The sequence below is a fragment of the Rhizobium sp. BK379 genome (assembly GCF_014193955.1).
Classification (GTDB): domain Bacteria; phylum Pseudomonadota; class Alphaproteobacteria; order Rhizobiales; family Rhizobiaceae; genus Rhizobium.
Genome location: NZ_JACIAD010000004.1, coordinates 99,711 through 117,946, shown reverse-complemented (window position 1 = coordinate 117,946; position 18,236 = coordinate 99,711). Strand labels below are relative to the sequence as shown.

The 18,236-nt window shown below is 60.7% G+C and carries 21 protein-coding genes; 17 read left to right on the top strand and 4 right to left on the bottom strand.

Features of this window, described 5'->3' with window-relative positions; all coding sequences use genetic code 11:
• The first annotated feature begins 182 nt into the window (after positions 1 to 182).
• From FHT93_RS19570 to FHT93_RS19540, 7 genes are read left to right on the top strand one after another with little or no spacing between them, the layout of a single operon-like run.
• A complete protein-coding gene (locus FHT93_RS19570; protein WP_183849023.1) occupies positions 183 to 2,588 on the top strand; it encodes an FdhF/YdeP family oxidoreductase in 2,406 nt (801 codons plus the stop codon).
• A 9-nt stretch (positions 2,589 to 2,597) separates the two neighbouring features.
• On the top strand, positions 2,598 to 3,182 hold the full coding sequence (locus FHT93_RS19565) for a cytochrome c (protein WP_246781685.1): 585 nt from the start codon (positions 2,598 to 2,600) through the stop codon (positions 3,180 to 3,182).
• On the top strand, positions 3,179 to 4,174 hold the full coding sequence (coxB, locus tag FHT93_RS19560) for a cytochrome c oxidase subunit II (RefSeq protein ID WP_183849021.1): 996 nt from the start codon (positions 3,179 to 3,181) through the stop codon (positions 4,172 to 4,174). The genes FHT93_RS19565 and coxB overlap by 4 nt, the downstream gene beginning before the upstream one ends.
• Entirely contained in the window at positions 4,171 to 6,081 is a 1,911-nt protein-coding gene (gene ctaD, locus FHT93_RS19555; RefSeq protein ID WP_183849019.1) for a cytochrome c oxidase subunit I, read from the top strand. Before coxB ends, ctaD begins: the two co-directional genes overlap by 4 nt.
• Positions 6,078 to 6,680 (top strand): cytochrome c oxidase subunit 3, encoded by a 603-nt coding sequence (locus FHT93_RS19550; RefSeq protein WP_112543273.1) that lies wholly within the window; start codon positions 6,078 to 6,080, stop codon positions 6,678 to 6,680. The genes ctaD and FHT93_RS19550 overlap by 4 nt, the downstream gene beginning before the upstream one ends.
• 17 nt (positions 6,681 to 6,697) lie before the next feature.
• Positions 6,698 to 7,585: a cytochrome c oxidase assembly protein gene (locus FHT93_RS19545; protein ID WP_246781653.1), complete on the top strand. Its 888-nt coding sequence runs from the start codon at positions 6,698 to 6,700 to the stop codon at positions 7,583 to 7,585.
• Between the two features lie 55 nt (positions 7,586 to 7,640).
• Positions 7,641 to 7,982: a c-type cytochrome gene (locus tag FHT93_RS19540; RefSeq protein ID WP_113208057.1), complete on the top strand. Its 342-nt coding sequence runs from the start codon at positions 7,641 to 7,643 to the stop codon at positions 7,980 to 7,982.
• A gap of 10 nt (positions 7,983 to 7,992) precedes the next feature.
• Here FHT93_RS19540 and FHT93_RS19535 read toward each other — a convergent pair whose 3' ends face one another.
• Positions 7,993 to 8,835: a cytochrome c gene (locus FHT93_RS19535; protein ID WP_246781684.1), complete on the bottom strand. Its 843-nt coding sequence runs from the start codon at positions 8,833 to 8,835 to the stop codon at positions 7,993 to 7,995.
• Between the two features lie 443 nt (positions 8,836 to 9,278).
• On the opposite strand from FHT93_RS19535, the gene cyoA reads away from it, so the two are divergent.
• The 8 genes from cyoA to FHT93_RS19495 all read left to right on the top strand — a co-directional run bounded on the left by cyoA (position 9,279) and on the right by FHT93_RS19495 (position 16,613).
• Positions 9,279 to 10,208, top strand: a complete 930-nt coding sequence (cyoA, locus tag FHT93_RS19530) for a ubiquinol oxidase subunit II (RefSeq protein WP_183849015.1) — start codon at positions 9,279 to 9,281, stop codon at positions 10,206 to 10,208.
• Position 10,209: 1 nt separating this feature from the next.
• A complete protein-coding gene (locus FHT93_RS19525) occupies positions 10,210 to 12,222 on the top strand; it encodes a cbb3-type cytochrome c oxidase subunit I (protein ID WP_183849013.1) in 2,013 nt (670 codons plus the stop codon).
• A complete protein-coding gene (locus tag FHT93_RS19520; protein WP_112543269.1) occupies positions 12,219 to 12,914 on the top strand; it encodes a cytochrome c oxidase subunit 3 in 696 nt (231 codons plus the stop codon). The genes FHT93_RS19525 and FHT93_RS19520 overlap by 4 nt, the downstream gene beginning before the upstream one ends.
• A complete protein-coding gene (cyoD, locus tag FHT93_RS19515) occupies positions 12,911 to 13,324 on the top strand; it encodes a cytochrome o ubiquinol oxidase subunit IV (RefSeq protein WP_183849011.1) in 414 nt (137 codons plus the stop codon). The genes FHT93_RS19520 and cyoD overlap by 4 nt, the downstream gene beginning before the upstream one ends.
• 376 nt (positions 13,325 to 13,700) lie before the next feature.
• Positions 13,701 to 14,567 carry an SDR family oxidoreductase gene (locus tag FHT93_RS19510; RefSeq protein WP_183849009.1) on the top strand — a complete coding sequence of 289 codons (867 nt, stop codon included), beginning with the start codon at positions 13,701 to 13,703 and terminating at the stop codon, positions 14,565 to 14,567.
• Between the two features lie 249 nt (positions 14,568 to 14,816).
• Positions 14,817 to 15,092 carry a hypothetical protein gene (locus FHT93_RS19505; RefSeq protein ID WP_112543267.1) on the top strand — a complete coding sequence of 92 codons (276 nt, stop codon included), beginning with the start codon at positions 14,817 to 14,819 and terminating at the stop codon, positions 15,090 to 15,092.
• 254 nt (positions 15,093 to 15,346) lie between these two features.
• Positions 15,347 to 15,742: an oxidoreductase gene (locus FHT93_RS19500; protein ID WP_112543266.1), complete on the top strand. Its 396-nt coding sequence runs from the start codon at positions 15,347 to 15,349 to the stop codon at positions 15,740 to 15,742.
• Between the two features lie 358 nt (positions 15,743 to 16,100).
• A complete protein-coding gene (locus FHT93_RS19495; protein WP_112543265.1) occupies positions 16,101 to 16,613 on the top strand; it encodes a ferritin-like domain-containing protein in 513 nt (170 codons plus the stop codon).
• Between the two features lie 227 nt (positions 16,614 to 16,840).
• On the opposite strand, the gene FHT93_RS19490 is transcribed toward FHT93_RS19495, so the two are convergent.
• From FHT93_RS19490 to FHT93_RS19480, 3 genes are all read right to left on the bottom strand, one after another.
• The gene (locus FHT93_RS19490) at positions 16,841 to 16,990 is read right to left on the bottom strand and encodes a hypothetical protein (RefSeq protein WP_183849007.1); all 150 of its coding nucleotides are present in this window, start codon (positions 16,988 to 16,990) and stop codon (positions 16,841 to 16,843) included.
• A gap of 145 nt (positions 16,991 to 17,135) precedes the next feature.
• Complete coding sequence (locus FHT93_RS19485) at positions 17,136 to 17,342, bottom strand: hypothetical protein (protein WP_029616197.1); 207 nt, start codon at positions 17,340 to 17,342, stop codon at positions 17,136 to 17,138.
• Position 17,343: 1 nt separating this feature from the next.
• Positions 17,344 to 17,544 carry a hypothetical protein gene (locus FHT93_RS19480; RefSeq protein ID WP_112543264.1) on the bottom strand — a complete coding sequence of 67 codons (201 nt, stop codon included), beginning with the start codon at positions 17,542 to 17,544 and terminating at the stop codon, positions 17,344 to 17,346.
• 285 nt (positions 17,545 to 17,829) lie between these two features.
• Here FHT93_RS19480 and FHT93_RS19475 point away from each other — a divergent pair, with 285 nt between their 5' ends.
• Together FHT93_RS19475 and FHT93_RS19470 are read left to right on the top strand one after the other, a co-directional pair.
• Positions 17,830 to 18,045: a hypothetical protein gene (locus tag FHT93_RS19475; protein ID WP_113116058.1), complete on the top strand. Its 216-nt coding sequence runs from the start codon at positions 17,830 to 17,832 to the stop codon at positions 18,043 to 18,045.
• A 9-nt stretch (positions 18,046 to 18,054) separates the two neighbouring features.
• Positions 18,055 to 18,234 carry a hypothetical protein gene (locus tag FHT93_RS19470; protein WP_113207991.1) on the top strand — a complete coding sequence of 60 codons (180 nt, stop codon included), beginning with the start codon at positions 18,055 to 18,057 and terminating at the stop codon, positions 18,232 to 18,234.
• Positions 18,235 to 18,236 lie beyond the last annotated feature (2 nt).

Below are 18,236 nucleotides of genomic sequence, written 5' to 3'. Positions count from 1 at the left end.
CATCGGTCACGCGGCATGAGACCGCCCCCTTGAAAACGGGCGGAAGGTGGCGATGACGGCGGCGATCTGCCACGGGCAAACCCCGTTTGCCCGTGAACGAGAAAGCAGCCCGCGGTGGCGCAAACGCCACCTGCGGGCATGAGACAGAATGCGCCGGAACGGCAACAGAGGGAGAGAAAGTCATGTCGGTACGCCAGGACGATGAACCGCTTTTGGGGCCGCACGACCGAACGGCCGGAGGATGGGGCTCGGCACGCGCGCTGACTGAAATTCTTGTGCGCGAACATGTCGTAACCTCCGGCATGTCGCTGCTGTCGCACCACAACAAGCCTGACGGCTACATGTGCGCAAGCTGTGCCTGGGCAAAGCCCGCCAAGCCGCGCGCATTGGAATTTTGCGAAAGCGGCGCCAAGGCCACCGCCTGGGAGGCGACGAGCAGGCGCGCCGATCAAAAATTCTTCGCCTCGACCACTCTTCGGGAGCTCGAGGCCTGGAGCGACTATGATCTGGAAGAGCGCGGCCGGCTGACGCAGCCGATGCGCTGGAACGCCGAGACCGATCGCTATGAGCCGGTTGCCTGGGAGGCGGCCTTCGCCGAAATCGGTGCCGAGCTCCAGGCGCTTTCCGCTGACGAAGTGGACTTCTATACGTCCGGGCGAGCCTCGCTGGAAACGGCCTACATGTACCAGCTGCTGGCAAGGCTTTACGGCACCAACAACCTGCCCGATTCCTCCAACATGTGCCACGAAAGCACGTCCGTCGGCCTGCCGACGAGCATCGGAGCAACCGTCGGGACCGCGGATCTCACCGATTTCCAGAATTGCGACTGTATCTTCTATATTGCCCAGAACGTCGCCACATCGTCGCCGAGAATGCTGCATGACCTGCAGGAGGCGGTCGAAAGGGGCGTGAAGATCGTCACCTTCAACCCGCTGCCAGAACCGGGGCTGGAAAATTTCATCAACCCGCAGGACCCGGCGCAGATGTTGACCGGGCACAAGACGCCGATTTCCTCTCACTACTATCAGCTGCGCAATGGCGGGGACGTCGCCGCGCTTTTCGGCGTCTGCAAGGCTCTCGTCGAGGCCGATGACGCGTTGAAGCAATCGAAGACAAGCCGGATCAGCGGCACAGACGCTATTCCCAAGGATCCGGACAATGCCGCCGACGTCGCTTTCGCCGCCTCGATGGCCGCCGCTGACAAGAAACATGTTCTCGATCACGTTTTCATCGACGATCACACGGCGGGGTTTGAGGAATTCGCCCAAGCGTGTCGACGTCACGACTGGAGCGCGCTTGAACATGTGTCCGGCCTCAGCCAGGCCCAGATGCGGCAGGCTGCAGAGATCTATGCCAATGCCAAGGCCGTCCTCATCATCTACGGCATGGGCCTGACCCAGCAGGTCATGGGGGTCGAGAATGTGCAGATGGTCGCCAATCTTGCGCTTCTTCGCGGCAATATCGGCAAGCCCGGCGCCAATATCTGTGCTGTGCGCGGCCATTCGAACGTTCAGGGCCAACGTACTGTGGGGATCACCGAAAAGCCAGGGCTCGTGCCGCTCGACAAGCTGTCACAGCTCTATCAGTTCGAGCCGCCACGTTCGGAGGGGCGATCGACGATCGACACCTGCAAGGCGATCATCGAGGGCAAGGCACGTGCCTTTATCGGCCTCGGCGGCAACTTCCTGCGCGCCGTCCCCGATACCGAAGCCGTCGAAGCGGGCTGGAGAAAGCTTCGCCTGACCGTCCAGATCGCCACCAAGCTCAATCGCAGCCATGTGATCCACGGCGAGGTCGCCTATCTCCTGCCCTGTCTTGGGCGAACCGAGGTGGATGAACAGGAGTCCGGGCCGCAAGCCGTGTCGATGGAAAGCTCCACGGCCCACTTTCACGGTTCACGCGGTCGTGCCAGGCCGGCAAGCCCCGACCTCCTGTCCGAGCCGGCAATCATTGCGGGCATCGCCAAGGCAAGCCTGCGCAGGGGCATCGTCGACTGGGATGGCTGGGTCGGCGATTACACGCGCATTCGCGATGCCATCGAGCAGACCTATCCGGAAACCTTCAAGGACTTCAATCTGAAGATGTTCCAGCCGGGCGGCATCACACGATCGGTTCCGGCGCGCGAACGTAAATGGACGACGCCGAACGGCAAGGCAAACTTCATCACGCCGCAGCGGCTTTTTCCGGAGCTTGAAGTGACGCCAGGCAGCGAGGAGACGTTCAATCTACTGACATTGCGATCGAACGACCAGTTCAACACGACGATTTACGGCTTTACCGACCGCTACAGGGGCATCAAGGGCACGCGGCGTGTGGTCTTCGTGAACGAAGCCGACATGCTGCGTCTCGGCTTTGCCGCCGGCGACCTCGTCGACCTGACGACTGCCGTCGATGGAAAGCGGCTACGCCGCGTCGAGGGCTTTTCCCTGGTTCCCTATCAGATCCCGTCCGGTTCCTGCGCTGCCTATTATCCGGAGGCCAATCCGCTGTTTCCGCTGGACCATCACGATCCCAAGGCCAAGACCCCGTCCTATAAGCTGTTGCCAGTTCGGATGACAGCTTCGGCGGGACAACGCCAAACGAGATGAGCCATGCCAATGGTCGCACGGCGCTGGCTGCTGGTGACATCCTGCGTTCTCGGCGCGGCTTGTGCCGGGGCGATGCTCGGCTGGATGCGGCAATCACGTCAATATCGGGCGCCGCCCCCTGTCTCTGCATCCTTGAATGACGTCCGGCTGATGGCAAATGGTATTGGCGGCACGCCCCCTGAGGTCTATTTTGCAATCGGAATGCCCTATGAGAACACTGCCTATGATCTCAGCCAGGGCAAGCGGCTTTATACCTGGTTCGGCTGCCCGGCCTGCCACGGCGACGGCCGGGGACTGAGCGGACCGTCCTTTCTCGACGGATGGTGGTCCTACGGACCAGAGATGGAAACATTGGTGGCGTCCATACGCGACGGCCGCCCGCATGGCATGCCGGCGTTCGCAGATCGCATGACCATCGACGAGATCTGGCAGCTTGCCGGTTATCTCAGAACGGTCGGAGCCTATCAGGCAAAATATACCGCGCCGGCCCGCAACGACGAGAAGAACAGCAGGCCGGCCGAAAACAGGGCCCCTGCGGCGGGTTTGTTCCAGGAGGGGCCGGTCGGCATGCGGCGACTGGATCGTCGACAATGAAACAGGTATCGATCGTATCGTGTCTCTTTCTTGCGGTCTTTACGGCAGGATGCACGGGGGTGCAGTCGGCGCTCGATCCGAGGGGGCCGGCGGCCGCCGACCTTCTCCGCATCATCCTCTTCTTCGTCTTTGTCTGCACGAGCGTCTTTCTCCTCGTCATGGGGGCACTGGTCTGGTCGCTTCTGCGCAAGCCAAGCCGGAAGGACAGCGAGGGCGCGCAGGAGCGGCAGATCTCGGTGGTCGTGACGGTGGCCGTTGTTTCGACCGCGGCAATCATCGTCCTGCTGACCGTCGTAAGCTTCACGTCCGACCGGTTCCCGGAATATAAAGAGGCATCCTCCGCTGCCATCCTCGTGCGTGGCGAGCAATGGTGGTGGCGTTTCGACTATGACGGCGACGATAGGTCGACGGGATTTCAGACGGCAAACGAACTGCACATTCCCGTCGGCCAGGATGTGCGCCTGCGCTTGCAGGCCACCGACGTCATCCACTCCTTCTGGGTTCCGTCGCTTGCCGGCAAGCAGGACCTTGTGCCCGGCCGCGACAATACGATCACGCTCCATGCTGAAAGGCCCGGCATCTACCGGGGCCAATGCGCCGAATTCTGCGGCCTTCAGCACGCCCACATGGCACTCGAAGTTGTCGCACAGGAACCGGAGGCTTATCGTCAATGGCTGGAGAGCCAGCGCCGGAGCGCTGTCGTGTCGCAGGACGCCGCCGTCATTGCCGGGCGCGACGTCTTCATGCGCAAGCCGTGCGCCGCCTGCCATACGATCCGTGGCACCGAGGCAAAGGGCACATCGGGTCCAGATCTGACCCATGTCGCCTCCAGGCGCCTGCTTGCGGCCGGCGTATTGCAAAATAGCGCCGGCTCGCTTGCCGCCTGGATTGCCGACCCGCAGACGATCAAGCCCGGCAACAACATGCCGCTGGTCCCCATGACGAGCGAGGAACTTCGACAGGTGACGGCTTTCCTGGAGACATTGCGATGAACAGCTCATCCACCGCGCAGGTTCTGGATGTCGAGGTCGAGCGGGAAGATCTGGAACCGCGCCTTCGCCGGACATGGCAGTCAGGAAAAGGCATCTGGGGCGCACTGACAACCGTCGATCACAAGATCATCGCGCGGCGTTACATCGTCACCGCGTTCGTTTTTCTGGCGCTTGGCGGCGTCCTGGCCCTGGTCATGCGCGTGCAGCTCGCCTTTCCGGAAGCACGCTTTCTCAGCGCCGACCGCTATAATCAGATCTTCACGACGCACGGCTCGAACATGATGTTCCTGTTTGCGGTGCCGGTCATGGAAGCGATGGGTGTCTATCTGGTGCCACTCATGGTGGGCACGCGCAACATCGCCTTTCCACGCCTCAACGCCTTCTCCTACTGGATCTTCCTCGCCGGCGGTCTCGTTCTCTGGATCGCCGTGGCGCTCGACGCGGCCCCCGATGTCGGCTGGTTCGCTTATGTGCCACTATCTGGTCCTGAATATGGTGCCGGAAAACGCGCCGACATCTGGGCTCAGATGATCACCTTCACCGAACTGTCGGCCCTTGCAGTTGCCGTCGAGATCGTCGTGACCGTGTTCAAGCAGCGGGCGCCAGGCATGTCCCTCGATCGCATTCCGGTCTTTGTCTGGTCGATGCTGGTAACATCCTTCCTGGTGATCATCGCGATGCCGGCGATCATGTTCGCCAGTTCCTCGCTTATCCTCGACCGGCTGGTCGGCACGCATTTCTACAATCCGGCCGAGGGGGGGGACGTGCTTTTGTGGCAGCACCTCTTCTGGTTTTTCGGCCACCCGGAAGTCTACATCATCTTCCTGCCGGCCGTCGGCATGGTCTCGGCGATGATCTCGCCGTTTTCGCAGCGGCCTGTCTTTGGATATCTGGCACTTGTCATGGCACTGATCGCTACAGGTTTTCTGTCTTTCGGCCTTTGGGTGCATCACATGTTCGTGGCCGGGCTGCCGCCCTCGGGAAGCAGCTTCTTTACCGCTTCGAGCATGGCGATCGCCATCCCGGCCGGCACCCAGATCTTCTGCTTCCTCGCGACCTTGTGGAGCGGCAGACCGCTTTTCAAGACGCCGATGCTGTTCGTCATCGGCTTTCTCATCACCTTCGTGATGGGCGGGATGACCGGGGTGATGGTCGCATCCGTGCCGCTCGACACGCAGGTTCACGACACCTACTTCGTCGTAGCGCATTTTCATTACGTCCTCGTTGGGGGCGCTGTGTTTCCGCTGGTGGGTGCCATTTATTACTGGTTTCCCAAGATGACAGGCAGGATGATGAGCGAAAAGCTTGGGCGCATCGTCTTTGGCCTGATTTTCGCGGGCTTTCACCTGACTTTCTTTCCGATGCATATTCTTGGCCTCGCGGGCATGCCACGCAGGGTCTATACCTATCCGCCGGAACTTCCCTGGTCCGGTATGAACCTCTTTGTCAGCGTCAGCGCATTCGTTCTGGCTGCTGGTTTCGGCCTGTTTTTCATCGATGCCATCCGCAGTCTGCGCAGCGGAAAGGTCGCCGGCCCCAATCCCTGGAATTGCGCTTCGCTCGAATGGGCAACTGCCTCACCGCCGCCGCCCTATAACTTCGCACGCATTCCGGTCGTGCAGTCGCGCGACCCCCTCTGGCAGGCATCATCGGAGCTGCCGGTCGCCACCGGTCTGCGGGTCGACCGGCGCGAACTCGTCGTCAGCAGCGTCGTTGCAGCCGAACCTGAAGCGCGCGAATCCTCGCCGGCAGATTCGATCTGGCCGCTCGTGGCGGCGCTCGCAACGACCGTCATGCTGATCGGTTCGATGTTCAGCGCCTGGGCGGTGGTCTGGGGCGCTGTTCCGATCGCAATCGCCCTGACCTGCTGGTTTTGGCCGAAGCGAACGCCGGAGGATGAATCATGAAGGAGAAAGTCGTTCTCGATCTGTCGCATCTTCCCCTGCATGCGACCGGCACGGCCAGCTTGACCTTTTGGGGTACGAGCGCCTTCATGCTGATCGAGGGCAGCGGTTTTGCCCTGGCGATCGCCGTCTATCTCTACCTCATGGCCAACGCGCCGTCCTGGCCGTTGAACGCGCCGCCGCCGGACCTGTTGCCTGGGACCATTCTCACGGTTCTGCTTCTGGCAAGCCTTGTTCCGAACCTGCTTGTCACGCGCTGGGCCGGACAGCGCGACCTCCGCAAGGTCAGGATCGGGCTCGTGATCATGTCGATCTTCGGCATCGTGCCCCTCGTGCCGCGCATCTTCGAGTTCCCAGCCCTTAACATACGCTGGGACGACAATGCCTACGGGTCGATCCTGTGGGTGATGCTCGGCCTGCATACGACCCATATCCTGACCGATCTCGCCGATACGCTGGTTTTGACCTGCCTGATGTTTTCGCGCCACGGCGACAACCTGCGCCGCTACGGGGACGTGGAGGACAACGCCCTCTACTGGAACTTCGTGGTTGCGACCTGGCTGCCGCTCTACGGCTGCATCTACTGGATCCCAAGGCTATGAAACGGTGTCCGGTCATCTTGGCCTTGACGGTCCCATTCAACATGCTGATCCCGGCGACGGCGTTTGCCCATGACGGTCATCCCCATCCGGCCCTGTCCTTGACGCTCGATCCGTGGATCGTCACTCCGCTCGTGATCATCGCACTGCTCTATGGTCAGGGGCAGCGCAAACTCGGCCACCGCAGCCGCCGCGGCCTGCGCAGGCTTGCTCGCAGCTCGTTGAGCTTCTGGTCCGGCTGGAGCGTGCTCACATTCGCCCTCGTGTCGCCGCTGCACGAGCTTGGCGAGAAGCTTTTCAGCATGCACATGATCGAACACGAGGTCATCATGGCTCTCGCTGCCCCCTTGATGGTGCTTTCGCGTCCACTCGCCCTCATGCTCTGGGGACTGCCGCAAACCGCCCGAGCATTATGCGCAAAGGTTGTCGGATCGAGGCCGTTGCGTTCAACCTGGTCACGGCTGACAAGCGGTACGCTCGCCACCTTTCTGCACGGCATGGCGATATGGGCCTGGCACGCGCCGCCGCTTTTCGACGCAGCGGTCACAAACATTGGTCTTCACCGGCTGCAGCATCTGAGCTTCTTTCTGAGCGCCTTGATATTCTGGTGGGCGGTTCTCTGGACCGCCAACAGGGGGATGGCCGTGTGGCATCTTTTTGTCACCATGATGCACATGAGCCTGCTTGGAGCGCTGATCACGCTGGCGCCGGATGTGCGCTATCAGTTTGAAACGCGCGACGCGTCGGCATGGGGCATGACCCCGCTCGAGGACCAGCAGATCGCCGGCCTGATCATGTGGGTGCCAGCTGGCATCGTCTATGCTGGCGCAGCCCTGGCGCTGATGGCCCTCTGGATCCACAATTCCGCCAAAGGAGGCCCCGATGGAACCCAAGCAGCCCACCATTGACCTGCGGCTGGGCGTATTCGTGCCGGCCGCCCTCATCCTTGTTTTCATTGGCGCCATGGTCGGCGTCAACAGCTTCCAGAAACGCTCGCAACAGGTGGCGTCGGCGATCGCAATGACAGGTGGAGATCCGCGGCGGGCCCCGGCCCTCTTGCGTCAATATGGCTGCAGCGGATGCCATACTATTACGGGCGTTGCCGGCGCGGATGGCAAGGTCGGCGGGTCATTGGGCGGACTATCCGAACGGGTCTATATAGCCGGCGTTCTCAACAACACACCGGACAACCTCGTTGGCTGGATTGTCACGCCGCCGGCTTACTCCCCGAGAACAGCCATGCCTGTCACGGGAATTACGCCGGCCGAGGCCCGTGATATTGCCGCCTATCTCTACGCCCACTGAAGGCTGCCTTTCACGGCTTCGGCGTATCCTTGGGCGGGAGCGACTTCAGGTAGCTCGCAATGGCGAGACGATCGTCCTGCGACAACTCGGCGGTATTTTCGACCACGTCCGCCATCGACCATCCGATCTGGCCATGATCGGGCGTCTTTCCGCTCTTGAGCATTTCGGCAATGTCTTCGACAGACCAGGATGCCAGCCGCTGCGGCGTGATGTTGGGGACGAAACCGACACCGTCGACATTCGCTCCGCCGGCAAAGCGCGTCGACGGCTTGACGGCTCCGAAGGCGTTATGGGTGGAATGGCATTCGGCGCAATGGCCAAGGACCTCCACCAGATATCTGCCACGATCGCTGACCGTTTGGCCAGCGCGAGCGTCTTCGACATGGCGCGGCCTGAAAAACAACAGTTTCCAGAAACCGACGAAGCGCCTGATGCGAAAAGGCAGCGCCAGCTCATGCGGTTTCGAGCGCTCCGACACCGGCTCCAGACTTTGCAGGAAGGCATAAAGATCCCTGACGTCCTCGAGCGTCATGCCGGTATAACTTGAATAGGGGAATGCAGGATAATAATGGGCATTGTCTGGCGAGACGCCCGACAGAAGCGCATTGGCGAGATCCGTCACCGACCAGGCGCCGATCCCGGCTTGCCGGTCAGGGGAGATATTGGGAACCCGAAAGGTGCCGTAGGGCGAGGCCAAAGCGAAGCCGCCACCCAGGCGCAACCGGTCCGGTTGACCGGGGGAAGCGTGGCAGGAGGCGCAGCCGCCGGCAAAAAAAACAGTCCTGCCACGCTCGACATTGCCTGGGACGAGATCTGGCGGTGGACGCTCAAAGGCCGGACGTGGCGCCGTCAGCTGCCAGGTTGCGGCGCCTGCGGCGACTGCGACAAGCGTGCAGATCAAAAGAAGCCGGAACCGCAGCCTTGCCAAGCGCCTTGGCCGGTCTCGACGGCTACCTTCCTGCGATCCGACATAGGCCACAGCCGCGCGCCCTCCTCCTGCTGCTTCTCAAACCGGCGCAGATGGAAAATGTTCCGGACCGATCCCTTTGAAAAACCGCAGGCGCGACAGAACGCCAATGCGGACAGGAGCGATCATCATCAGGAGAAGTGCAAGCCACACAAAAAGCCGCGTCGATGCTGCTGGCTTGAGCGACTGCGCATTTGCGCCGCTTCGCGACAGCCGCTCCGGCTCCAGCGGCTCTTGCGCGCCGTAAGCGCACCGGCAGCGAAAATCGCGGGTTGCTGGAACTTTTTCGCGTTCGGCCGGTTCGGCCGGCCTCAACCGAGGGAGAGCGCATGAGCGGTTTCACTTTACCCGGGCCTTGGGGCAGCGGTGCGGCGCGACGCTGCGCCCCTTGCGTGATTTCATCATTGCTGTCTTCCTGCTCACTGAATATCCTAAATCCAGCAGGCCCGGTCGGTCGCGGCAACGCGGCGATCCTCATCGACGCGACTGTCGTCATGCTGGCGATCGTGGTGCCGACCCTTATCCTGGCTTTCTGGATGGCGTGGCGCTATCGGGCCTCCAACACAAGCGCGGAGTATCTGCCCTACTGGTCCTATTCAGGTCGTATCGAAGCGGTCGTCTGGTCGATCCCGATCCTCACAATCATGTTCATCGGCGGGCTTATCTGGATCGGTTCGCATCGGCTGGACCCGTTCCGGCCTCTTCCCTCGAACGCCCCCCCGCTCGAAGTCCAGGTTGTCTCCCTGGACTGGAAGTGGCTGTTCATCTACCCGGAGCAAGGCGTTGCAAGCGTCAACCGGCTTGTCGTGCCGTCGGGCCGGCCTGTTCACTTCTCCATCACCTCTGCCAGCGTCTTCAACGCGTTTTTCGTCCCGCGGCTCGGATCGATGATCTATGCGATGCCAGGCATGGTGTCCCAGCTACATCTGCAGGCCGACCAGCCCGAAACCATGTGGGGCATATCCGCGCAATTTTCCGGAGACGGCTTTTCCGACATGCAGTTCGACGTCTCCAGTCTTGCAACGGCCGATTTCGGCGCCTGGATCGATCGCATCAAGTCGGGCGGACAAAATCTCGACCGCGACAGCTACACCGCATTGACGCACCAGAGCCAGCGTGTCGAGCAAGCGACCTACCGGATTGAGGATCCAGGACTGTTTGACGACATTGTCCGTCAGATGATCCCGCCCGGCCCCGGTCCGCAACCCGAAGCGCCGGATCATGCCGGGCGCGAAGTTTCGACAGGCGGAAAGGATTGACATGTTCGGAAAGCTCGACCTGTCTGCAATTCCTCTGTCCCAGCCTATCCCGCTGATCACATCGGCGATCGTCATTCTGATTGCGATCGGCATCCTTGCCCTGGTGACGGTCAGGGGATGGTGGCCTTATCTCTGGAGCGAATGGATCACCAGCGTCGATCACAAGCGCATCGGCATCATGTACTGTCTGCTTGGCGTCTTGATGCTGATCCGCGGATTTGCGGACGCGATCATGATGCGCACGCAACAGGCGATCGCCGTCAACGCGCCCGGCTACCTGCCGCCCGAACACTATAATCAGATCTTTTCGGCGCATGGCACGATCATGATCCTGTTCGGCGCCATGCCGCTCGTGCTCGGCTTCATGAATTTCCTCGTGCCCCTGCAACTCGGAGTGCGCGACGTTGCATTCCCGACCTTCAACCAGGTCGGCTTCTGGCTCACAGCAAGCGGCGCCCTGCTCGTCAACCTGTCTCTGTTCATCGGCGAATTTGCCCGCACCGGCTGGCTGCCCTACCCGCCGCTCAGCCAGACCACCTATAGTCCCGGCGTTGGAGTGGATTATTATCTCTGGGCCGTTCAAATATCGGGCATCGGCACGCTGATTACCGGCATCAACATCGTCACGACCGTTCTGAAAATGCGCTGCCGCGGGATGGATTACCTGCGCATGCCGGTCTTCTGCTGGACCGCACTTGCCTCCTGCCTGCTCATCGTCGCCGCCTTCCCGATCCTGACCGCGACGCTCGCCATGCTCACCCTCGACCGCTATGTCGGCTGGCACTATTTCACCAACACCGCCGGCGGCAATCCGATGATGTTCGTCAATCTGATCTGGGCATGGGGCCATCCGGAGGTCTACATCCTGGTGCTCCCTGCCTTCGGAATCTTCTCCGAAATCTTCTCGACCTTTTCGGGAAAGCCGCTGTTCGGCTACCGCTCGATGGTCGCCGCGACGCTGTTCATCTGCGTCGTCTCGATGCTTGTCTGGCTGCATCACTTCTTCACGATGGGCGCGGGTGCCGCCGTCAATACTTTTTTCGGCATCTCGTCGAGCATCATTGCGGTCGGCACCGGCGTGAAGATCTACAACTGGATCTTCACGATGTATGGCGGACGCATCCGCTTCGAAGTGCCGATGTTATGGTCGATGGGCTTCATCTTCACCTTCATCATCGGCGGGCTGACGGGCGTTCTGCTTGCAGTGCCACCCGCCGATTTCATGACGCATAATTCCATGTTCCTGGTCGCCCATTTTCACAATGTGATCATCGGCGGCGTCGTCTTCGGCATCTTTGCCGGGATGGAATACTGGTTTCCAAAGGCCTTCGGCTTCCGTCTTCATGCCGGCTGGGGCAAGGCTGCCTTCTGGTGCGCGTTCATTGGCTTCTGGGTCACCTTCACACCACTTTACGTCCTTGGCCTCGACGGCATGACGCGCCGCTTGCAGCACATCAATTTCGAGGAATGGCGACCGTGGCTCTACGTGTCGGTGGCTGGCATCGTCATTCTCGTCATCGGAGTGATATGCCAGGTCGTGCAGCTGGTGGTCAGTATCCGCAACCGCGACAGGCTCCGCGACACGACGGGCGATCCATGGGATGGCCGGTCCCTTGAATGGGCGACGCCCTCACCTCCGCCCTTCTTCAATTTCGCGGTGATGCCCAATGTCGAGGGAGAGGAGGCCTACTGGGGCATCAAGCAGAAAGCTATCGAGACACAGCAGCTGTCGCCCGAGCCGCAATACCACCCGATCGAGATGCCCATCAACAGTCCGGTCGGCATCTATACGGCGTTCTTCTCGACCGTCTTCGGCTTTGCAATGATCTGGTACATCTGGTGGTTGGCGATTGCAGCGCTTGTCGCCGCCTTTGCGGGCTTCGTCGTCTTTGCCTGGCGTGACGTGCACGAATTCGAGGTTCCGGCCGAGGAGGTGGCCCGCGTCGAGAGGGCGCGGCGCGCATCCCGGGAAGCCCTTCTTGAGCGGTTGAGCAGCCAGGAGGTCGGGTCATGAGCGATGCAGGATTGCCGGCCAGCGTGGAGGCGCTACACCGGGTCCAGCAGGACCCGCATCGGCTTGGACACAGGGCTCATGGTGCCAGAGACCCGCGACCCGGAACGGGTCAGGGTGCCACCGGCCCGGCTGCAAAGAGGATCCTGGTCGGCTATGGCTTCTGGATCTACCTTTTGAGCGATATCGTGATCTTTTCCTGTTTTTTCGCGGCCTTTGCGGTGCAACGCCATGCGACGGCCGGGGGACCAACTGTCGGCGATATCGTCGATATTCCCCGTGTCGGATGGGAGACAGCAGTGCTCCTCCTGTCGAGCTACACCTGCATGCTGTCTTTTGCGGCCAGCAATGCTCGCAATCTTTTGTGGACCCAAATCCTGCTTCTCCTGACCGGCCTGCTCGGGCTCGTCTTCGTGCTGCTCGAACTGCAGGAGTTCGTCGATCTCGCCAGCCGCGGCATCACCCCGCAACGCAGCGCGATGTTGACGTCCTTCTTCGGCCTTGTCGGCCTGCACGGAGTGCATGTGACGGCGGGCGGGCTGTGGCTTGCCACCATGATGGCGCAGATCCAGGTCAAGGGCTTCCGGCCCGAAATCAATCATCGGCTGATCTGCTTCAATCTTTTTTGGCACGCACTCGACATTGTCTGGATCGGCATCTTCACGATCGTCTATCTGATGGGAGCGGTAGCATGAGCGACCTGGAGCGCGATCAGTCCCTGGAGGGTTCGTGGTCACACGGTGAGCATGATCATTCGCCGGGCGATGAACCGGCCGAGGATGCCGGCCATTGGATCCGCAACGCCAGCCTCGGGCTTGGGTTTTCTGTACTGCTGACGGTGGCAGCCTTTGCCCTGGCAGGATCCGACATCATCTACCCGCCCGCCGTGCCGGTTGCTCTCATTGTACTGGCGATCGCCCAGATGGGCGTCCATCTGGTGTTCTTCCTCCACATCACGACGGGCCCGGACAATACCAATAATGTCCTGGCCCTGGTTTTCGGGGTTATGGTGGTCTTTCTGATTGTCCTCGGCTCGATCTGGATCATGGATCATCTGACGCAGAACATGATGCCGATGGAAAAGATGATAGAGATGCAACCATAGAAGGCTGGCCCGAAAGATTTGCATTCCCTGATCACGACACGGCCGCGCAACAGAGATCGGCGGACAGGATGGAAGAGTATCCGCGCCTTTTTGCAATGCTGCTTGCCGCGGCGCTGGCCATTAACGCCCTGCTGCTGATCACGCAGGTCCCGTTTTAGCCAAGGAACAAAACGACTGGCGCCAACACGGTTTGCGCGGCACTTGATGTCGGTCCCAAGACGATCGATAGGGCCGCTCCCCCAGAACGTTGGGGGACACATCGAAAAGGACACCGTTACTGGCAAGAGCCGACGGTAAATGTTGAGCGAGCTCTTGCGCGAAAGGAACATTGGAAGAGCCCGTCTGTTTGACCTGTGCAACCTTTGAGGAGATCGACATGTCAGAAGAAATCCGGCGATCGAAGCCCCCTTATCCGGAACAACAGCAACAGCCGCCGGGCAGCACGGCAAAGATGCAGCCTGTGCCCGATCACGGTGAACAGTCCTACAAAGGCAACGGCAAGCTTGAGGGCAAGGTCGCACTGATCACCGGCGCCGATTCCGGTATCGGAAAAGCCGTGGCGATCGCGTTCGCGCGCGAGGGAGCAGATATTGTCATCTCCTACCTCGACGAGGAGGAGGACGCCCGTGACACGGCCAGGTGGGTCGAGCAAGCGGGGCGCAGGCCGGTTCTCGCGCCCGGAGACATCAAGTCGGAAGACCATTGCAAGGCGTTGATCGAACAGGCGGTCGCCGGATTGGGAAGGATCGACATCCTTGTCAACAACGCTGCTTTCCAGCGCACCTACGCGGACATCGGCGATATTTCTGCCGCCGAATGGGACGAAACCTTCCGCACCAACATCTATGCCCCCTTCTTCCTGTCGAAGGCAGCGGTTCCGCACATGCAGCCGGGAAGCGCCATCATCAACACGACCTCGATCCAGTCGCGCCAGCCCTCGCCGCAACTCCTCGCCTATGCATCCACGAAAGGCGCGGTGCTGAATTTCACCGCCGGCCTGGCTGAAATGGTCGCCGACAAGGGGATCCGGGTTAATGCCGTGGCGCCCGGTCCAATCTGGACGCCACTCATCCCCTCGACAATGCCGGCGGAAAAGGCGGCCAAGTTCGGTGAGCAAACGCTGATCGGCCGCGCCGGCCAGCCCGCCGAACTGGCGGGTGCCTACGTGCTTCTGGCAAGCGACCTCGGCAGCTACATGACGGGCGCCGTCATCCCGGTTACGGGTGGCGAAGTGATGATCTAGCAACAAAGGCCGCAGGTAGGATAATCTGCGGCCCTTCCTGCATCTGAAGGTCCGCGGCCTAGAGGCTTTGTTTCCCCTCAGGCCGGGGCGCCTGTCGCCAAAGAGGTCGAGGCCCGAAACGACGCCGTGTCTGGGGTAAAACATCGGTCCTAACGCCAACTGCGAACCGAAACCGGGTGGTTGCCCTTTCCGCGATGCACGGGTGCCCTTACGTCTCGCCAGCCAGTCATAGTCACACCGGAAGTCATCATGAAAATCATCGCGACCACCATCCTGTGCATTGGTTGGCTGACGGGCTGCACCTCGAACCTAAACGGCGAGGGGCTCTCTCCTATTGTCGGCAGCATCACCTACAGGGGTCAGCCGAACGGCAGATTGACCCGTTCGCCGGTCGGGTCCACTTTTCCCCACGACTTTACGGACGAATGGGGACGGCGGGTCGAGGAGACCTATGTCATTCGCCCCGACAGGACCCTCGCCATCATCGACCGTCATTACCTGCCCGACGTTTTCAGAAACGACTAGGGACCTGGAGTGGTGCGCATATCGTCAGAGCGACGAAAAAGGCCGGAGAGATGTGGCGCATCACGTGCGCTCGTGGCTTGGGCGTCACGGGTCCTACCTGTCCGGCGATCTCGAGCCGACCGAGTTTCGTACGTTGGCGCACATACAGGCGGATGGCGCCTGTACCGAAGGAACCCTGCCCCCGACTTGTGGTTAGTGCCATGCAACGATCATCCATCAATCGCTGCATTGATGAACAACCAGAGGCGATACTCATGATCTTGAAAATACTTGCAACATCCGCGCTCTCACTCAGTCTTGCCGCCTCGGCAATGGCCCAGTCCTCTGGAAGCTCGGGAGGAGCCGGCGGCGCCACGTCCGGGAGCAACTCCTCCTCGGGTAGCAATGCATCCGGCACCAACAGCGGCGGCTCCAGTAATAACGGCGGCGGCTCGGGCAATGCCACGACGGGCGGCGCAAACATGAACGGCAACTCCACCGGCGCCAACTCAACGGGCTCCGGCGCGGATGCGGGCAACCCCTCCGACAATACCAGCACGTCCGGTGCTTCGGGTGGCGATCCAAACGACTGCCAGCGCACGACAGACAGCGGCACCGGCAACCCTGCTCCCACCAGCTCCACTCAATCTGGAGCCGCCAACGCCTGCTGATTGCGCGGCGGCAGTGGCATCTCGTTCTCCTCTGGCCCGTCACCGGTGTGGCGGGCCGACATCTCGGCAAGTTCTGCGAACGGTTTTCCAGCGGTCGCGAAACCAAGGTGGAGAGTGCATCTTTCTCGATGTCGATGAGGCGTTCCTGGTCCTCCTCCTCCAAGCCTTCCAGCGCGGGGTTCGGCGTGATCATCATCCCGCGCTCCGGTCCGCTCGACCCCAGACCGCCGCGCCCGCGACGCCATTGGTACGGTACCGGACGCACGCGGTCGTCTGTTCCAGGCATGGGAACACGGGCGCCATGATCAAGTTCGAGCTGGAAACCCGCCTTGACGGCTGAAACTTATGGGGACATTCAATGGCAGATAACGAGACCCGCAGCGTTTTTATCGTCGGCCTGCGCAACGCCCATGCAATGGAAAACCAGGCGCTCAGCATCATGAAGCCGCAGCTTGGCCGCATTGAGAACTATCCGGAAGTGGCCAGAAAGCTCGACCAGCACATCACCGAGACGCAAGGACAGATCCGCCGCATCGAGGAAATCCTGGCGGGGCTTGATGAGGACCATTCGACACTGAAGGACATGGCTCTGTCTTTCACGGGATCGATGGCTGCACTTGGCCATACGGTCGCGGGTGATGAAATCCTGAAAGACTCATTCGCCAACTTCGCCTTTGAAAATTTCGAGATCGCCGCATACAAATCTCTGCTGGCAGTAGCGGAAGCGGGCGGATTCATGTCCGCGGTCGCTGGATTGAAAGCCAATCTTGGCGAGGAAAAAGCCATGGCCGAGTGGCTCGACGCCCATGTCACACAGCTGACAGAGAAATTTCTGTCCTTGCGCATGTCTGGAAAGAACGCAAAGATTTGATCGCCTGCCATGGTGCGGTCGCAAAGCATTTTGCGATCGGGCGTGCAGCACCACGCCGCGGCAGATGTGAGCAGGCGCGCCCACGCATATGGAATTTGCGGTGCCTGACAGCGCTTCCCCTTTTGAGGGGGTCGGCCGATCGGCGTCGTCGACGTGTGGTCGCCGTGACAAAGCTGCGGTCCATGGGTGGATCGACGCTTACACTACCGCTTCCGTGCAGCAGTGGATCATGTGGAGGGCAAAACCAGCCACATGACCGTTCCAAATATCGCGATGAAAACAAGAGGAAGAGCCAAAAACCGTGCCATTCCAAGGTTGGTGTTGGTCGCTCCAACCCAAGCGAACCACCATTCGGGTCCCTGATTGCCGTCTGACATGAAATGCTCCTGAAAATCCTGCCGAGCCTGGTTTCAAAAGTAAAATGGGATAGCCTAGGGCTGGTGGCAAATCGGTCCAGCCTTGGTGCACGGCTATCGATCCCGGAGCGGCTCAGGCCCGCGGAGCCGGAAACGGATGTCCGACCTAGCGCATGTCGCCTTCATTCGAACTCGACGGATCGTGATTGACATCCCACTCCTTCACCGGCTTATCGCCCGGCGGGGTCTTGTGGGCGGTCGCGTCCTCGGAGCCGGTGATCACAGTCGGCTTGGCACTGGCAACGCCTGTTGCTTTGCGGTCGGCCTGCGACGGTGCGAACTGGCCCTGGGCATCTTTCCTGACATCGGACATATCATTCGCCCTTTTGCTTGTATCCATCCGAGATCTTCTTCACCTCGGGATCTGCATTGGTTTCGCCATTGGCATCTTCAGCCAGGTCCGGATTGTCCTTGGCCGGGAGATAGCCTCTCGGGGTGTTTTCCTGCGGACCTTCCCAGCGCGGCGACTGATCCGTCGTGCCGGGGGCACCATCCTTTGGCTTGTTCATTCCCATGATCGATCTCCTTTCATCTAAGTCATAACATTTATCGACAGGTGATGTTCCAAACCGCAGCATTTGATCCTGCCAACATTCCAGGGGGCTCGCTCCTAACGTAGAACAAGGGGATGAGGTCACGACCGAGGCCGGCAGATCGGATCTTCAATATTCCTCGTCCTCGCTCTGCCTGGGCGTCGCATCAGGCTTTTGTCAATTTGACCGTGCTGCAGCCAACTGGTCGCGGAACTTCAATCCGGGTTGGTTGTTGGGAGGTGAGCCAACACCCGATAGGAGGATTTTATGCCAAACGCAGATCACAAGCACATCGGCGCCGGCGCCAAAGGCAAGAGAGACGGATCGGGCGCAATGACGGATCTGGAGCCGGACGTGTTGCCCGAGAACATGGTCCTATCCAACAGGGACAAGGCGCGCCACTCTCGCGAGCGCGGCCTCGATGGAAAGGCGGTCCAGAGCGAACAATACCAGGATCATGCCGCCAACCGAGATCCGGACTAGGAGCATATCATGAACAGCAAACTTCCCCCCGTCCCGGCTGCCAACAGGTCCGACAAGGGTTCCGGCCAGGCGCCCCGGGAGAACAATAAATCAGCGGGGCAAAAGCCAGCGGAAAACCCTGACAAGATCGGACAACAGGGTAACAGCAAGGTCAACACCACCCATCAGGGCTATCAGCAGGACCGGTAGAG